General features: G+C 71.6%; 15 protein-coding genes. 14 read left to right on the forward strand and 1 reads right to left on the reverse strand.

From position 1 onward, the window contains the following. Window positions 1-45: 45 nt before the first annotated feature. The 7 genes from OG500_RS24750 to OG500_RS24780 all read left to right on the forward strand — a co-directional run bounded on the left by OG500_RS24750 (window position 46) and on the right by OG500_RS24780 (window position 8,147). Window positions 46-942 (forward strand): enhanced serine sensitivity protein SseB C-terminal domain-containing protein, encoded by an 897-nt coding sequence (locus OG500_RS24750; protein ID WP_442907056.1) that lies wholly within the window; start codon window positions 46-48, stop codon window positions 940-942. Window positions 943-1,251: 309 nt separating this feature from the next. After that, a complete protein-coding gene (locus OG500_RS24755) occupies window positions 1,252-2,247 on the forward strand; it encodes an ABC transporter permease (protein WP_327069021.1) in 996 nt (331 codons plus the stop codon). A 70-nt stretch (window positions 2,248-2,317) separates the two neighbouring features. After that, window positions 2,318-4,078, forward strand: coding sequence for an ABC transporter substrate-binding protein (locus OG500_RS24760; RefSeq protein ID WP_327069022.1), 1,761 nt, complete (start codon window positions 2,318-2,320; stop codon window positions 4,076-4,078). A 113-nt stretch (window positions 4,079-4,191) separates the two neighbouring features. Further along, a complete protein-coding gene (locus OG500_RS24765; RefSeq protein WP_327069023.1) occupies window positions 4,192-5,202 on the forward strand; it encodes an ABC transporter permease in 1,011 nt (336 codons plus the stop codon). Continuing rightward, entirely contained in the window at window positions 5,199-6,269 is a 1,071-nt protein-coding gene (locus OG500_RS24770) for an ABC transporter ATP-binding protein (RefSeq protein WP_329583513.1), read from the forward strand. Before OG500_RS24765 ends, OG500_RS24770 begins: the two co-directional genes overlap by 4 nt. A 64-nt stretch (window positions 6,270-6,333) precedes the next feature. Beyond that, window positions 6,334-7,431, forward strand: coding sequence for an ABC transporter ATP-binding protein (locus OG500_RS24775; RefSeq protein WP_329583516.1), 1,098 nt, complete (start codon window positions 6,334-6,336; stop codon window positions 7,429-7,431). A 59-nt stretch (window positions 7,432-7,490) separates the two neighbouring features. Continuing rightward, window positions 7,491-8,147 (forward strand): trimeric intracellular cation channel family protein, encoded by a 657-nt coding sequence (locus OG500_RS24780; protein WP_327069026.1) that lies wholly within the window; start codon window positions 7,491-7,493, stop codon window positions 8,145-8,147. Here the strand turns inward: OG500_RS24780 and OG500_RS24785 are convergent. Further along, window positions 8,083-8,904, reverse strand: a complete 822-nt coding sequence (locus OG500_RS24785; protein ID WP_327069027.1) for an IclR family transcriptional regulator — start codon at window positions 8,902-8,904, stop codon at window positions 8,083-8,085. The two genes, OG500_RS24780 and OG500_RS24785, sit on opposite strands and share 65 nt — an antisense overlap. Window positions 8,905-9,037: 133 nt before the next feature. Here OG500_RS24785 and OG500_RS24790 point away from each other — a divergent pair, with 133 nt between their 5' ends. The 7 genes from OG500_RS24790 to ligA are packed head-to-tail and all read left to right on the forward strand — an operon-like array spanning window position 9,038 to window position 16,883. Continuing rightward, entirely contained in the window at window positions 9,038-10,207 is a 1,170-nt protein-coding gene (locus tag OG500_RS24790) for a cysteine desulfurase family protein (protein WP_329583520.1), read from the forward strand. A gap of 28 nt (window positions 10,208-10,235) precedes the next feature. Further along, window positions 10,236-11,393, forward strand: coding sequence for a tRNA 2-thiouridine(34) synthase MnmA (mnmA, locus tag OG500_RS24795; RefSeq protein ID WP_327069029.1), 1,158 nt, complete (start codon window positions 10,236-10,238; stop codon window positions 11,391-11,393). Window positions 11,394-11,426: 33 nt separating this feature from the next. Beyond that, window positions 11,427-11,957 (forward strand): TIGR00730 family Rossman fold protein, encoded by a 531-nt coding sequence (locus OG500_RS24800; RefSeq protein ID WP_327069030.1) that lies wholly within the window; start codon window positions 11,427-11,429, stop codon window positions 11,955-11,957. Between the two features lie 14 nt (window positions 11,958-11,971). Then, window positions 11,972-12,661: an SDR family oxidoreductase gene (locus OG500_RS24805; RefSeq protein WP_327069031.1), complete on the forward strand. Its 690-nt coding sequence runs from the start codon at window positions 11,972-11,974 to the stop codon at window positions 12,659-12,661. Window positions 12,662-12,672: 11 nt separating this feature from the next. After that, on the forward strand, window positions 12,673-13,503 hold the full coding sequence (locus OG500_RS24810; protein WP_329583525.1) for an RNA methyltransferase: 831 nt from the start codon (window positions 12,673-12,675) through the stop codon (window positions 13,501-13,503). A 10-nt stretch (window positions 13,504-13,513) separates the two neighbouring features. After that, on the forward strand, window positions 13,514-14,524 hold the full coding sequence (locus OG500_RS24815; protein WP_327069033.1) for a methionine synthase: 1,011 nt from the start codon (window positions 13,514-13,516) through the stop codon (window positions 14,522-14,524). Between the two features lie 19 nt (window positions 14,525-14,543). Further along, complete coding sequence (gene ligA, locus OG500_RS24820; protein WP_327069034.1) at window positions 14,544-16,883, forward strand: NAD-dependent DNA ligase LigA; 2,340 nt, start codon at window positions 14,544-14,546, stop codon at window positions 16,881-16,883. Window positions 16,884-17,143 lie beyond the last annotated feature (260 nt).

A 17,143-nucleotide genomic window follows, 5' to 3' on the forward strand; every position in this document is an offset into this window, starting at 1 on the left:
GCCGGACCGTGGCGAGGGCGGCGGCATGGACAGGAGTGGGTACCGGTGACGACGGGAGCGGCGGGCGGTGGAGCGGGGCCGTGGGGCCCGGCCCCCGGTGCGGACCCGGGCGCCCTGGAGCGGGCCCTGGGCGAGGTCGCCCCGGACCGCTTCGCGGCGTACGAGCAGCTGCTGAGCGAGCTCGCCGCGGGCCGGGTCTGGATGCTGCTCTGGCACGGCACCCCCGGCAGCCCGGACGCCCAGTACGGGAACATGGACATCGGCGGTCACGGCTACGCGCCGGCCGTCACCTCGCCCGGTCAACTGGCCTCCAGCGGCTGGGCGCGCGCCCACGAGGTGATCTCCGGGCGGGAGATCGCCGCCGCGCTCTACCGCACCCGCTGGGGGCTGTGGCTCAACCCGCACGCGCCCGGCGGCGGGGTCGGCGTGCCCTGGGCCGACCTGCGCCGGGTGGCGGCCGGGCTGGACCGGCTGCCGGCCGGTCCGCTGCAGCTGTCCGATCCCCAGCTGCCGGGCACCGAGCGGTTCTACGCGCTGCTGGAGCAGCAGGCGCCCTCGGTGCGTCCGGTACGGGCGCTGCGCCGGGCCTGGGTGCGGCCAGTGGTGGGCGAGGCGTACCTGGCCATCGGGCTTGAGCTGTACGACACTTCGCCGCCGGCGGTGGAGGCGGTGCGGGCGCTGATGCAGCGCGCGATCGCGCAGGCGCCGCCCGGCCTCGCGGTCTCCACGGTCGCGATGAGCGACGAGTTCGACCCGGTGGCGCTGTGGATGCGCGCCAACAGCCGGCCGTTCTACCACCGTGAGGCGACTCCGGCGCCCTACCCGCAGGTGGCGCCCGCACCGTATCCGACCTACCCGCAGGCCGCCTATCCGCAGGCGCCGTACGGCGGTTCGCTGCCGCCGCAGTCGGGGTGGCCGCAGCAGCCCTGGCCCGGGCGCTGACCTTTCGCCGTCCGGCTGGTCCGTGTACCGATCACCCCGTGGTGTGGGTGCGGTGAACTGATGATCTTCACAAGTCACCTGAGTGGCCGTCAGGTTTATTGATCATGGACTGTGGAAGATCACAGTTGGGCATCCTTCGCCGGGCAGGGCTGGCGCGAGGCTGGAGCCAGCGTGAAGAGTTCTGCGCACCGCACCAGCCGAGCAGCTCGGGCGGCATCGACGGCTGGTTCTGACCAGGACCTGACACAGTCATGCCTGCGCCGGGCTGCCATGGGCCGACAACCGTCGGCGAGGGGACGCCAACTGCCCATGACCACACCCACCGACACCACCCCCGCCGCTCCGGGCGAGCCCGCGGCGAGCGCCTCCGCAGGGCCGGCTGCGATCGAGGGCCGTTCGCTCGGCCGCATCGCCTGGCTGCGCTTCCGGCGCGACAAGGCCGCCGTCGCCGGCGGCGTGGTGGTCATCCTGCTGGTCCTGCTGGCCGTCCTGGCCAAGCCGATCGAGTCGGCCTTCGGCCTCAGCCCCGATGCACTGCACCAGGACCTGCTGGACCCCGACCTCGGCAGCCTGCCCACCGGTTCGTTCGGCGGGATGAGCCTGAGCCACCCGCTGGGCGTCGACCCGCTGCAGGGCCGCGACCTGCTCTCCCGGATCATCGAGGGCTCCTGGGTCTCACTCCTGGTGGCCTTCGGCGCCACCGTGCTCTCCAACACGATCGGCACCGTGCTCGGCGTGATGGCCGGCTACTACGGCGGCTGGGTGGACACCGTGATCAGCCGGGTGATGGACACCTTCCTGGCCTTCCCGCTGCTGCTCTTCGCGATCTCCATCTCGGCCTCGCTGCAGGGCGGCGCGTTCGGACTGCACGGCCTGCCGCTGCACCTGGCGGTGCTGATCTTCGTGATCGGCTTCTTCAACTGGCCCTACATGGGCCGGATCGTGCGCGGCCAGACGCTCTCGCTGCGCGAGCGGGAGTTCGTCTTCGCCGCCCGCAGCCTGGGTGCCCGCGGGCCGTTCATCCTCTTCAAGGAGCTGCTGCCCAACCTGGTCGGCCCGATCCTGGTCTACTCGACCCTGCTGATCCCGACCAACATCCTCTTCGAGGCGGCGCTCAGCTTCCTCGGCGTCGGCATCCAGCCCCCGCAGGCGAGTTGGGGCGGCATGCTGAACGACGCGATCAAGTACTACCAGGTCGACCCGGAGTACATGGTGGTCCCGGGCCTGGCGATCTTCGTCACCGTGCTCGCCTTCAACCTGCTCGGCGACGGGCTGCGCGACGCGCTCGACCCGCGCAGCAACTGAGCTTCCACCCTCCTCACTTCTCCAGCCCGGGCCACTACTTCGGCCACTACTACAAGGGGTTGATCCAGCAATGCGCCGATCTCGTACCCTCGCTCTGGCCGCGGTGGTTGCCACCACCGCGCTGGTGGTGAGCGGCTGTTCGAGCAGCAAGTCCTCCGGTGGTGGCGGCGGTGCCGGCTCCGCCGGGGCGGACGCCGCCACCAAGGGCATCGTGAACGCCTCGGACCAGAAGGGCGGCACGGTCACCTACGAGATGAAGGGGACCCCGGACTCCCTGGACCCGGGCAACACGTACTACGCCTACATCTGGAACTTCTCGCGCCTGTACGCCCGTTCGCTCACCACCTTCCAGCCGGGGCCGGGCAGCAGCGGCGACAAGCTGGTCAACGACCTGGCCACCGGCCTCGGCCAGGTCAGCGACAACGGCCTGACCTGGACCTACCACCTGCGTGCGGGCCTGAAGTACGACGACGGCACCCCGATCACCGCCAAGGACGTCAAGTACGCGGTGGAGCGCAGCAACTTCGCGCCCACCGTGAACTCCAACGGCCCGACCTACTTCCAGGAACTGCTGGTCGACAACCCCACGCCGTACAAGGGCCCCTACGCCGACCCGACCGGCGGGCTGAACTCGATCCAGACCCCGGACGACACCACGATCGTCTTCCACCTCCAGCACCCGTTCGCGGACTTCGACTACCTGGTCAGCGCCCCGCAGACGGCCCCGGTGCCGCAGGCCAAGGACGACGGCGCCGGCTACGTCAAGCACATCGTCTCCAGCGGCTCGTACAAGTTCCAGTCGTACGACGACGGCAAGGACGCCGTGCTGGTGCCCAACCCCAACTGGGACCAGTCCAGCGACCCGATCCGCAAGCAGCTCGCGGACAAGATCGTGCTGAAGATGAACATCGACCAGAACACCATCGACCAGGACCTGATCGCGGGCAACGCCCAGGTCGACCTGGTCGGCGGCGGCGTCGACCCGCAGACCCAGGCCAAGCTGCTGCTCGACCCCAAGCTGAAGGCGCAGACCGACAACGCCTTCGGTGGCCGGCTCGCCTACCTGGCGCTGAACACCAAGGTCGCGCCGCTGGACAACGCGGACTGCCGCAAGGCCGTCCAGTACGCGATCGACAAGGTCTCGGCGCAGACCGCCCAGGGCGGACCGGTCCGCGGCTCGGTGGCCACCAGCATCCTGCCGCCGGACCTGCCGGGCCACCAGGACATCAACCCCTACCCGTCGGACGGCAACAAGGGCGACATCGCCAAGGCCAAGTCCGAGCTGCAGGCCTGCGGCCACCCGGACGGCTTCAGCACCACCATCATCGCCCGCAGTGAGCGCGACACCGAGGTGCAGGCCGCGACCTCCATCCAGGCCGCGCTGGCCAAGGTCGGCATCAAGCTCAACATCCAGCAGTACCCGCAGGGCAAGTACTTCTCCGACTACGCGGGTGTGCCGGACTTCGTCAACAAGAACAACGTCGGCATGATGATGATGCAGTGGGCGGCCGACTGGCCCACCGGCTACGGCTTCCTGCAGCAGATCGTCGACGGCCGCGCGATCAAGGCCTCCGGCAACAGCAACCTGTCGCAGCTCGACGACCCGGCCGTGAACAAGCTGCTCGACGACGCCGCGAGCAACACCGACCAGGCGGCCCGCGAGAAGGACTACGCGGCGATCGACGCGCAGGTCATGAACGACGCCGTGATCGTGCCGCTGACCGACTACAAGGTCTTCAACTTCCGGCCGAGCACCAACACCAACGTCGTGGCCACCTCGGCCTACGACGGCGAGTACGACTACCTCAACATCGGTACCACCGCCAAGTAAGAGCCTGGCTCCCCGTCCCCGAAGGCAGGTGAAGGCGAGCGGAGCCGGCCTCCGTCCGGCGCGACCCGAGCGGTCGCGCCGGACGGGGGCGGGGCACCCGGAGCCGTCCAACTGTGTTGGCCTACATCATCCGCAGGACGTTCGCCGCCCTGGTACTGCTGCTGGTCGTCAGCGCGGTCACCTTCGGCATCTTCTTCCTGCTCCCGAAAATCGCGGGCGAGACCACTGATCAGCTGGCCGCCCAGTACATCGGCAAGAACCCCACGCCCGCCGCGATGGAGGCGATCAAGCGGAACCTCGGCTTCGACCAGCCGCTGTACATCCAGTACGGCCGGTTCGTGAAGCAGATCTTCGTCGGCGCCCAGTACCGCTACGGCCCGGACGCGGCGACCTGCCACGTGCCGTGCTTCGGCTACTCCTTCAAGAACCACGTGGAGGTCTGGCCGGAGATCCGCAACCGGATCCCGGTGACCTTTTCGCTGGCCATCGGTGCGGCGGTGCTCTGGCTGCTGGCCGGGGTCGCCACCGGCGTGATCTCGGCGCTGCGGCCCCGCTCCATCTTCGACCGCGTGGCGATGGGCGTGGCACTGGCCGGCGTCTCGCTGCCGATCTTCTTCACCGGCGCCCTGCTGCTGACCCTGTTCAGCTACAAGTGGCCGATCTTCAGCAATCTGCACTACGTCAACTTCACTGACGATCCGATCAGTTGGGCCAGCAACCTGGTGCTGCCCTGGATCTCGCTGGCCTTCCTCTACTCCGCGCTCTACGCCCGGCTGACCCGGTCCGGAATGCTGGAGACGATGAACGAGGACTACATCCGCACCGCCCGGGCCAAGGGCCTGGTCGAGCACAAGGTGGTGGTCCGGCACGGGCTGCGGGCCGCGCTCACCCCGATCCTGACCATCTTCGGCATGGACCTGGGGCTGCTGCTGGGCGGCGCGGTCATCACCGAGCAGGTCTTCTCGCTGCAGGGCATCGGCTTCTACGCGGTCTCCTCGATCTCCGACAACGACCTGCCGAAGATCCTCGGCGTGACGCTGGTCGCCGCCTTCTTCATCGTGCTCTGCAACCTGCTGGTTGACCTCCTGTACGCCGCCGTCGACCCCCGGGTGAGGCTGTCATGACCACCGAGCCTGCCGCTCCCTCCGCCGAGGCGAGCGCCCCCGCCGGCAACGCGTTCCTGTCCGTGCGGGACCTGCGGATCCACTTCGACACCGACGACGGCCTGGTCAAGTCGGTGGACGGGGTCAGCTTCGACCTGGCCAAGGGGCGCACCCTGGGCATCGTCGGCGAGTCCGGTTCCGGCAAGTCCGTCACCTCGCTGGGCATCATGGGCCTGCACCGCACCAAGCGGGCCAGGATCAGCGGCGAGATCTGGCTGGACGGGCAGGAGCTGGTGGCCGCCGAGCCCGACCGGGTGCGCCGGCTGCGCGGCGGCTCGATGGCGATGATCTTCCAGGACCCGCTCACCGCGATGCACCCGTACTACACGGTCGGCGCGCAGATCGTCGAGGCCTACCGGGTGCACCACCCCAAGGCCACCAAGCGCGAGGCCCGCAAGCGCGCGATCGAGATGCTCGACCGGGTCGGCATCCCGCAGCCCGACCGGCGGGTGGACGACTACCCGCACCAGTTCTCCGGCGGCATGCGCCAGCGCGCGATGATCGCCATGGCGCTGGTCAACGACCCCGCACTGCTGATCGCCGACGAGCCGACCACCGCGCTGGACGTCACCGTGCAGGCCCAGATCCTGGACCTGATCCGGGACCTGCAGAGCGAGTTCGGCTCGGCTGTCATCATCATCACCCACGACCTGGGCGTGGTGGCCGAGTTGGCCGACGACATCCTGGTCATGTACGGCGGCCGGTGCGTGGAGCGCGGCTCGGCCACCACCCTCTTCGACGCCCCCGAACACCCGTACACCTGGGGGCTGCTGGGCTCGATGCCGCGACTGGACCGGCCGCTCCAGGAGCGCCTGGTGCCGGTGCGCGGCACCCCGCCGAGCCTGATCAACGTGCCCGGCGGCTGCGCCTTCCACCCGCGCTGCCCGTACGCCGAGCGCACCGGGGGGCGCTCCAGCACCGAACTCCCGCTGCTCACCGAGGCCGGTCCCGGGCACGTCGCCGCCTGCCACCTGCCGATCGAGGAGCGCCGCCGGATCTTCGCCGACGAGATCGCGCCCCGGCTGTGACCGGCCCGGCCATGCCCGGATCCGGCCCGGCCACGTCAGCGAACACGACTGAGAGCAAGGAATCATGACGGATACTCAGCGAGCGGCGGTGTCCGCGCCGCCGGCCGCGGACGAGCCGCTGCTGCGGGTCACCGACCTGCAGCGGCACTTCCCGATCCGCCAGGGCGTGCTGCGCCGCCGCACCGGTGCGGTGCGCGCGGTGGACGGGATCAGCTTCTCGGTCAGCCCCGGCGAGACCCTCGGCGTGGTGGGCGAGTCCGGCTGCGGCAAGTCCACCATGGGCCGGCTGATCACCAGGCTGGACGAACCGACCGGCGGGCGCGTCGAGTTCGAGGGCCAGGACATCACCCACCTGGGCGTCGGTGCGATGCGGCCGCTGCGCAAGGACATCCAGATCATCTTCCAGGACCCGTACTCCTCGCTGAACCCGCGGCACACGGTGGGCACCATCGTGGGCGCGCCGTTCAAGCTGCAGAAGGTGGCCACCGAGGGCGGGGTGAAGAAGGCGGTCCAGGAGCTGCTGGAGCTGTGCGGCCTCAGCCCCGAGCACTACAACCGCTACCCGCACGAGTTCTCCGGCGGCCAGCGCCAGCGGATCGGCATCGCCCGCGCGCTCGCGCTGCGGCCGAAGATGATCGTGGCCGACGAGCCGGTCTCGGCGCTCGACGTCTCGATCCAGGCGCAGGTGGTCAACCTGCTGGACGACCTGCAGCGCGAGCTGGGCCTGACCTACCTGATCATCGCGCACGACCTGTCGGTGGTGCGGCACGTCTCGGACCGGGTGGCGGTGATGTACCTGGGCAAGATCGTGGAGATCGCCGACCGCGACGCGCTCTACTCCCGTCCGGCCCACCCTTACACCGTCGCGCTGATGTCCGCCGTCCCGGTACCGGACCCGCGGCGCAAGGAGGACCGGACGGGCGGGCCCGGCGGCAGCGGCGGGCGGATCCTGCTGACCGGCGACGTGCCCTCCCCGATCGACCCGCCCAGCGGCTGCCGGTTCCGCACCCGGTGCTGGAAGGCGCAGGACATCTGCGCCAGCCAGGAGCCGCCGCTGGCCGAGCTGGCGCCGGGGCACCAGGCGGCCTGCCACTTCCCCGAGAACACCGGGGACACCGCGAACGCCGGGAGCACTGGGGACGCCGGTCCCCGCAGGGCCTGACCCCCGCGCCCGGCCGCCGCCGTTCGGTGGCCGGGCGCCGCCCGGGGGACACTGGCCCGGTGACCTCGCTTTTCTCCCCCGACGTGCAGCAGACGCTGGACCTGATCGGCATCTTCGTCTTCGCCCTGTCCGGCGGCCTGCTCGCGGTCCGCAAGAACATGGACATCTTCGGCATCTGCGTGCTCGCCGAGGCCACCGCACTGGGCGGCGGGGTGATGCGCGACCTGCTGATCGGCGCCACCCCGCCGGCGGCCTTCACCAACCTGGGCTACTTCCTGACCCCGCTGGCGGCCGGCGTGGTGGTCTTCTTCCTGCACCCCGAGGTGGAGCGGATCAACGGCGTGGTGCAGATCCTGGACGCGCTCGGGCTCGGCCTGTTCGCCGTCACCGGCACCGTCAAGGCGCACGACTACGGGCTCGGCTCGGTGGCCTCGGTGGCGCTGGGCATGCTGACCGCGGCCGGCGGCGGCGTGGTCCGCGACCTGCTGGCGATGGAGCCGCCCTCGCTGCTGCGCTGGGACCGGGAGATCTACGCGGTGCCCGCCCTGGTCGGCTCCACCCTGGTGGCCGTGCTGATCGCCACCGGCCACCTGACCACGCTGACCGCCAGCAGCGCCGCGCTGCTCGCCTTCGTGCTGCGGGTCTGCGCGCTCAGGTTTGGCTGGCGCGCACCGCGTGCTTGGCACCGCAACGGTTCTCGCACCAGCGAGGAGTAGGCGAGCCGCCATAGGCCAGCGAGATCGCCTCCACCGTGCAGAGCAGCTCCGGCAGCAGCCGGCTCAGTTCGCTCACCGGGGCCACCGAGACCGGCGCCGAGATCGCGCAGGCCGCGATGGCGGTGCCCTCGATGCCGGTGATCGGGGCCGCCAGGCAGTTCACCGTCTCCTCGTACTCGGCCTGGTCCAGCGCCCAGCCCTGGCGGCCGACCGCGGCCAGCTCGGCGCGCAGCTCGGTGGCCGAGCGCAGGCTGTGCGGGGTGCGGGCGGGGAACTCCTGGCCGTCCAGCGCGGCTGCCAGCTGATCCTCGCTCAGGCCGGCCAGCAGCACCCGGCCGGTGGCGGTGGCGCCGGCCGGGGCGCGCCGGCCGATCCGCGAGGCGGCGCCGAGCCAGCCGGTGGTGGCGCCCGGGTAGCGGCCCTCCACCTTGTCGACGTAGAGCACCTCGGAGCCCTCCAGCACCGCCAGGTGCACGGTGTGCCCGTAGCGTTCGTTGAGCGAGGCGAGGTAGGGGGCGGAGACCTGGCGGACGTCGATGCCCTCCAGCGCGGTCTGGGCCAGTGAGAGCAGCCGTCCGCCCAGCCGGTAGCGGTGGTCGGACTGGCGGTGCACGAAGCCGTGCTCCTCCAGCGTGCGCAGCAGGCGCAGTGCGGTCGACTTGTGCACGCCGATCCGGTTCGCGGCCTGCTCCAGCGAGGCCGGGCCGTCGCCCAGCGAGACCAGGATCGTCAGCGCCCGGTCCACGGTCTGTGACATGGCCCACCCCCAATTCAGCAGGAGGCTAGCCGCCGCGTTGCAGCCCGTGCAATGGCCAAATCGTGACCCTCGCAGGGCTCCTCGGGCCCTGGCGGGCCGGACCCGGGCGCCGGGCCCCTAGACTGGTGCGGCTATGCCATACCTCGACCATGCGGCCACCACCCCGATGCTCCCCGAGGCGATCGCCGCCATGACGGCGCACCTCGGTGTCACCGGCAACGCCTCCTCCCTGCACGCGGCCGGCCGACGGGCCCGGCGGGTGATCGAGGAGTCCCGCGAGTCGCTGGCCGCCTCGCTGGGCGCGCGCCCGAGCGAGATCGTCTTCACCGCCGGCGGTACCGAGTCGGACAACCTCGCGGTCAAGGGCCTGTACTGGGCCCGCCGGGACGCCGATCCGGCCCGCACCCGGGTGCTGTGCAGCCCGGTCGAGCACCACGCGGTGCTGGACGCGGTGCACTGGCTGGCCGAGCACGAGGGCGCCCGGGTCGAGTACCTGCCGGTCGACGGGTACGGGCGGGTGCACCCCGAGGCGCTGCGCACGGCGATCGAGGCGGAGCCCGAGGCGGTTGCGCTGGTCACCGTGATGTGGGCCAACAACGAGGTCGGCACCCTCCAGCCGGTCACCGAACTGGCCGAAGTGGCCCGCGAGTTCGGCATTCCGATGCACGCCGACGCGGTGCAGGCGCTGGGCCAGGTGCCGGTCTCCTTCGCCGGGTCCGGGCTGGACGCGCTGACCGTGACCGGGCACAAGATCGGCGGCCCGTACGGGGTCGGCGCGCTGCTGCTGGCCCGCACCGCCGCGCCGGTCCCGCTGCTGCACGGCGGCGGCCAGGAGCGCGACGTGCGCTCCGGCACGCTGGACGTGCCGGCCGCCGCCGGGTTCGCCGCCGCCGCGGCCCTCGCGGTCGAGCGGCAGGCCGAGCACGCCGACACCCTGGCCGTGCTGCGCGACCAGCTGATCACCGGGGTGCTGGCGGCCGTCCCGGACGCGGTGCTCAACGGTGACCCGAGCGCGGCCGGCCGGCTGCCCGCCAACGCGCACTTCTCCTTCCCCGGCTGCGAGGGCGACGCGCTGCTGATGCTGCTGGACGCAGCCGGGATCGAGTGCTCCACCGGCTCGGCCTGCTCGGCGGGCGTGCCGCAGCCCAGCCACGTGCTGCTGGCGATCGGCGCGGATCCGCTGCTGGCCCGATCCTCGCTGCGCTTCTCGCTGGGGCACACCTCCACCAAGGCGGACGTGGCGGCGCTGGTGGAGGCGATCGGCCCGGTGGTGTCCCGCGCCCGCAACGCGGGACAGCGCTGATCCACCCATTGCGTACCCTGGGGGGACTATGACTGACTTCCCTGGTGCCCCGACCGGGCCTGCCGCCGGCTCCCGACTGCGCGTCCTCGCGGCGATGTCCGGTGGGGTCGACTCCGCCGTCGCCGCCGCCCGGGCGGCCGAAGCCGGTCACGAGGTCACCGGCGTGCACCTGGCACTGTCGGCCAATCCGCAGTCCTTCCGCACCGGCGCCCGCGGCTGCTGCACCCTGGAGGACTCCCGGGACGCCCGCCGGGCCGCCGACGTGATCGGCATCCCGTTCTACGTCTGGGACCTCGCCGAGCGCTTCCGCGAGGACGTGATCGACGACTTCGTCGCCGAGTACGCCGCAGGGCGCACCCCCAACCCGTGCCTGCGCTGCAACGAGAAGATCAAGTTCGCCGCGCTGCTGGACAAGGCGGTCGCGCTGGGCTTCGACGCGGTGTGCACCGGGCACTATGCGCGGATCGTCGAACTCCCCGGTGGCGGACGTGAGTTGCACCGCGCGGTGGACATGGCCAAGGACCAGTCCTACGTGCTGGGCGTGCTGGACGCCGAGCAGCTGGCGCACTCGCTCTTCCCGCTCGGCGACACCACCAAGGACGAGATCCGCGCCGAGGCCGAGCGCCGCGGCCTGGCGGTGGCCAAGAAGCCGGACAGCCACGACATCTGCTTCATCGCCGACGGCGACACCCAGGGCTTCCTGGCCGAGCACCTGGGCACCGCGACCGGCGACATCGTGGACGAGACCGGCGCCAAGGTCGGCGAGCACGACGGTGCCTACGGCTTCACCATCGGCCAGCGCAAGGGCCTGCGGATCGGCCGCCCGGCGCCGGACGGCAAGCCGCGCTACGTGCTGGACATCTCGCCGGTGAACAACACGGTGACGGTCGGCCCGGTGGAGGGCCTGGACGTGCAGGGGCTGACCGCCATCCGCCCGCGCTGGTGCGGTGCGGCGCCCGATGAGCAGGGGGGATCCGCCCGGACCTACACCGCTCAACTGCGCGCGCACGGCGAGGAGGTGCCCGTCAGCGCCGAGCTGGTCGACGGCGAGCTGCGGGTGCGTCTCGAGCGCCCGGTGCGCGGCATCGCCCCCGGGCAGGCCGTGGTGCTGTACGACGGGAGCCGGGTCGTGGGGTCGGCCACCATCGCCTCGACCGAGCGTCGGACCGCAGCCGCGGGGATCTAGTGGCGACGGAGATCTGATAAGTCTCTTTCCACTATGAATATCACCGTCTTCTGCTCCGCGTACTCGCTCGACGAGCGCTACTCCGCCCCCGCCGCCGAATTCGCCCGACTGCTCGGCGAGGGCGGCCACACCCTGGTCTGGGGCGGCTCCAACGCCGGCCTGATGGGCTTGCTGGCCGACGGCGTCAAGGCGGCCGGCGGCAAGCTGGTCGGCATCCTGGTCGAGCTGCTGGCCCACAAGGCCTACCAGGGCGCCGACGAGCTGGTGATGACCCGCGACCTGGCCGAGCGCAAGGCCGAGCTGCTGGCCCGCGCCGACGCGATCGTGGTGCTGGTCGGCGGCCTCGGCACGCTCGACGAGATCACCGAGGTGCTGGAGCTGAAGAAGCACAACCTGCACGACAAGCCGGTCGTGGTGCTCGACACCGAGGGCTTCTACGACGGCCTGCGCAGTCAGCTGCGGCGGATGGACACCGAGGGCTTCCTGCCCCGCCCGCTCGCCGAGCTGATCACCTTCGCCGACACCCCCGCCGAGGTCTTCGCCCACCTCGCCGCCACTTCCTGACAGGATCCCCGACCATGGCTACTCATCTGATCACCGGCGCCGGCTCCGGCATCGGCGCCGTCGTCGCCCAGCGCCTGCTGGAGCGCGGCGACGAGCTCTGGCTGCTCGCCCGCGACGCCCGCCGCGCCACCGAACTGCGCGAGCGCTTCCCCGGCGCGCAGACCCTGGTCGGCAACCTCGCCGACCCCGCCAAGCTCGCCTGGGCCTTCGGCCAGCAGACGCTGCCCGTCGAGCTCGACTCGGTGCTGCACATCGCGGGCGCGGTCGAGCTGGGCCCGATCGGCGACACCCCGGTCAAGGTCTGGAACGAGACCCTGGCCATCAACCTGATCGCCCCCGCCGAGATCACCCGCCTGCTGCTGCCCCAGCTGCGCCTGTCCCGCGGCCACGTCGTCTTCGTCAACTCCGGTGCGGGCCTGAGCGCGCACGCCGAGTGGGGCTCGTACGCGGCCAGCAAGTTCGGCCTGCGCGCGCTGGCCGACTCGCTGCGCCAGGAGGAGCACGCGGCGGGCGTGCGGGTCACCAGCGTCTACCCTGGCCGCACGGCCACCGCGATGCAGCTGAAGGTGCACCAGCAGGAGGGCAAGGAGTACGACGCCGAGCGCTGGATCGCGCCCGAGTCGGTGGCCACCACCGTGCTGACCGCCCTCGACCTGCCGCGCGACGCCGAGCTCACCGACATCACGGTGCGCCCGGGGCGGTAGCGTGGGCCGCTATGCGGATCACCTCTCGTAACGCCCGCTTCCAGCAGTGGGAGTCGTTGCTCAGCAACCGGAACAAGCGCCAGCGCCTCGGCGAGTTCCTGGTCCAGGGCGTGCGCCCGATCTCGTTGGCGGTGGAACACGGCTGGCCGGTCCACGCGCTGCTCCACGACGAGGCTCGGCGGCCCTCGGGCTGGGCCGCCGAGCTGCTGCGCACCGCCGCCCGCGACACCGAGGTCGTCGCGATGGCGCCGGAGCTGCTGGCCGAGCTGGGGGAGAAGAACGAGGACGCCCCGGAGCTGATCGCGGTGGTCGGCCTGCCCGCCGACGACCTGGACCGGATCCCGGTGCGCGAGGACTTCCTGGGCGTCCTCTTCGACCGCCCCACCAGCCCCGGCAACATCGGCAGCATCCTGCGGTCGGCCGACGCCTTCGGCGCCCACGGGATGATCGTCTCGGGCCACGCGGCGGACGTCTACGACTCCAAGTCGGTGCGCGCGAGCACCGGTTCGCTCTTCGCCCTGCCGGCGGTCCGGGTGCCCTCGCACCGCGAGGTGGCCGACTGGGTCGAGCGCGAGCGCTCGGCCGGCCGCCCGGTGGTGCTGGTCGGCACGGACGAGCACGGCGACTGCGAGGTCTTCGACTTCGACTTCACCCAGCCGACGCTGCTGCTGATCGGCAACGAGACCTCCGGTCTGAGCAGCGCCTGGCGGGACCTGTGCGACTACACGGTGAGCATCCCGATGACCGGCTCGGCCAGCTCGCTGAACGCCGCCAACGCGGCCACGGCCGTGCTGTACGAGGCGTCCCGGCAGCGCATCGTGGCGGGGCGCGCGGGCGCGTAGTCTGCACACCGTGACCAGCAACCTCACCTTCCCCGACCTGCTCGGCGCCGCCACCGGTGTCGGCTCGATGCCCGGCACCGACGCCCGGGAGGCCGCCAGGACCTCGGTCGGGGCCCTGGAGCAGCTCCCCTTCCTGCCCGAGCTGCCCGCGCGGGGGCCCGGGGCGGACATGATCGGGCGCTCCGCCGGGCTGCTGGTGGAGCTGTTCGCGCAGGTCGAGCCGAGCGGCTGGCGGTTCGCCGACCGGCCCGGGCGGGACACCAAGCGGGCGCACTCCTGGCTCGGCGAGGACCTGGACGCGCTGGAGGAGTTCACCCAGGGCTGCACCGGTGCGCTCAAGGTGCAGGCGGTCGGGCCGTGGACGCTGGCCGCGAACATCGAACTGCGCCACGGCGAGAAGGCACTGGCCGATCCGGGGGCCTGCCGCGACATCGCGGGTTCGCTCACCGAGGGCCTGCGCCGTCACCTGGCCGAGCTGCGCAAGCGGGTGCCGGGTGCGCAGCTGGTGCTCCAGCTGGACGAGCCCTCGCTGCCCGCCGTGCTGGCCGGCGCGGTGAAGACGGCCAGCGGGTTCCAGCGGCTGCGCTCGGTGGACCGGCAGGTGGCGGAGGAGGTGCTGCGCGGGCTGGTCAACGGGCTCGACGTCCCCGTGCTCGTGCACAGCTGCGCGCCCGGGGTGCCAATCCCCTTGCTGCGCCGGGCCGGTGTGGCGGGCATCTCGCTCGACTTCGGCCTGCTGACGGAGCGTAATGACGAGGAGATCGGTGAGGCCATCGAGGCGGGGACGGTGTTCCTCGCCGGAGTGGTGCCTTCCACCGACACGGGAATGTCGGACCCGGCCGGTAATGTCACCGGTGTCAGGACGTTGTGGCGCAGGCTCGGACTCGATCCGGAACTGCTGGGCCGCCGCGTGCTGGTGACGCCGACCTGCGGGCTGGCGGGCGCGAGCCCGGCCTACGCCCGTACCGCGCTGTCACTCAGCGTGAGGGGAGCCCAGAGCCTGGTGGACAACCCGGAGTAGGGCGAACTGGAGGCGTACGGTGGCGGCTGTCGAGGGCTGGGAAGAGGTCCCGGCGGAGGTGCGCAGGCGCCACGTCGAGCTGGCGGCCGAGGTCGAGGACCACCGCGTCCGGTACTACGAGCAGGACGCGCCGATCGTCAGCGACGCCGAGTTCGACCGGCTGATGCGCGAGCTGGAGGCGATCGAGGCCGAGCACCCGGTGCTGGTCACCCCCGACTCGCCGACCCAGAAGGTGGGCGGCGGGGCCGCCGAGGGCTTCACCAAGGTCGAGCACCGCGAGCGGCTGCTCAGCCTGGACAACGCCATGGACGAGGAGGAGCTGGCCGCCTGGGCCGAGCGGGTGGCCCGCGAGCTGGACGGCGTCGACTACCACTACCTGTGCGAGCTCAAGGTGGACGGCCTGGCGGTCAACCTCACCTACGAGCACGGCCGCCTGGTGCTCGCCGCCACCCGCGGTACCGGCCGGGTCGGCGAGGACATCACCACCAACATCCGCACCATCAAGGAGATCCCGCACCAGCTCAAGGGCGAGGACGTCCCCGCCCTGGTGGAGATCCGCGGCGAGGTCTACCTGCCCACCGAGGCCTTCGCCGAGCTCAACGCCTCCTTCGCGGCCGAGAACGAGCGCCGCCGGCTGGAGAACGAGGAGCGCGCCAAGGAGGGCAAGCGCCCGCGCGCCCTGATCAAGCTCTTCGCCAACCCGCGCAACGCCGCCGCCGGCTCGCTGCGCCAGAAGGACCCGCTGGTCACCGCCTCGCGCCCGCTGCACATGGTGGTGCACGGGATCGGCGCCCGCGAGGGCTTCGAGATCGACTGCCAGTCGCACGCCTACCAGCTGCTGCGCGACTGGGGCCTGCCCACCGCCCGGCACAACCGGGTGGTCTCGACCCTCGAGGAGGTGCGCGCCTTCATCAAGCAGTACGGCGAGCAGCGCCACTCGGTCGAGCACGAGATCGACGGCGTGGTGGTCAAGGTGGACGAGATCGCGCTGCAGGGCCGGCTCGGCGCGACCTCCAAGTCGCCGCGCTGGGCGATTGCCTGGAAGTACCCGCCGGAGGAGGTCACCGCCAAGCTGGACCGGATCCAGGTCGGCATCGGGCGCACCGGCCGGGCCACCCCGTTCGCGGTGCTGGCCGAGCCGGTGAAGGTGGCCGGCTCGATGGTGCAGTACGCCACGCTGCACAACCAGGACGTGGTCAAGGCCAAGGGCGTGCTGCTCGGCGACACCGTGGTGCTGCGCAAGGCCGGCGACGTGATCCCGGAGATCCTCGGCCCGGTGGAGGATCTGCGGGACGGCACCGAGCGGGAGTTCGTGATGCCGAGCCACTGCCACGAGTGCGGCAGCGAGCTGCGTCCGATGTCGGAGGGCGACATCGACCTGCGCTGTCCCAACGCCCGGTTCTGCCCGGCCCAGGTCCGCGAGCGGATCGCCTACCTGGGCGGTCGCGAGTCGCTGGACATCGAGGGCCTGGGCTACGTGGCCGCGACCGCGCTCACCCAGCCGCTGGAGCCCAAGGAGCCGCCCGTCAAGAACGAGGGGGACATCTTCGGCCTGACCGTCGAGCAGCTGCTGCCGATCAAGGTGCTGGTGCGCGACCAGAAGACCGGCATGCCGAAGCTGGACGACAAGACCGGCAAGGAGAAGAAGGTCACCTTCTTCGCCAACCTCAAGGGCGAGCCGAAGAAGACGGCAGGGCTGCTGCTGGACAACCTGGCAGCCGCCAGGGAGCGACCGCTCTGGCGCTACCTCAACGGCCTGTCGATCCGTCATGTCGGGCCGGTCGCGGCCCAGGCGCTGGCCCGCGAGTTCCGCGACCTGGACGCGATCTTCGCGGCCGACGAGGCGCAGCTGGCGGCCACCGAGGGCGTCGGCCCGGTCATCGCGCGGGCGATCATCGAGTGGTACGAGGAGGAGTGGCACCGCGAGATCGTCGCCAAGTGGCGCGCGGCCGGGGTGCGCTTCGTCGAGGAGGCCACCGAGGAGGCGGGGGAGCGGCCGCTGGAGGGGCTCACCGTGGTGGTCACCGGCACGCTGGCCGACCACACCCGGGACGGCGCCAAGGAGGCGCTGGTCTCGCGTGGGGCGAAGGTGACTGGATCGGTTTCGAAGAAGACCCACTTCGTGGTGGTCGGTGACAATCCGGGGTCGAAGTATGACAAGGCGGTGCAGCTGGGGCTGGCCGTCCTGGACGACGCCGGCTTCGCCGTGCTGCTGGAGCGCGGCCCGGCGGCGGCCCGCGAGCACCTGGGCCTGCCCCCGCTGGAGGAGCCCGCCGCCGACCCCGCCGCCGGGGCCGCCACTGAGCCCCCCGCGCAGGGGCCGGCCGAGGTAACCCCCGAGGGGGCTGACCAGGCCTGACGTGTCCCTCTTGTTATCGTGCTGATGCCCCGTCACCAGGGTGGTGGGCGCGCAAAGGGGGCATCGTGTCACTGTGTGGCGCCGGACCCGTGCTGGCGTGCTCCCGGATGACCGAAAGTCCGCCCTCACGGTGAGGGCGGACTTACCCTGGAGCGCAACAGTGTGTCAGCAGGACGGGGGCACCGGGTCCTAGGGCGTCGACAGGGGGCGCTTCCCGGCTGAGACCGACTGACACGTGATCAGGGGTGTCAGGACCGACT

Source organism: Kitasatospora sp. NBC_01250 (assembly GCF_036226465.1).
Classification (GTDB): domain Bacteria; phylum Actinomycetota; class Actinomycetes; order Streptomycetales; family Streptomycetaceae; genus Kitasatospora.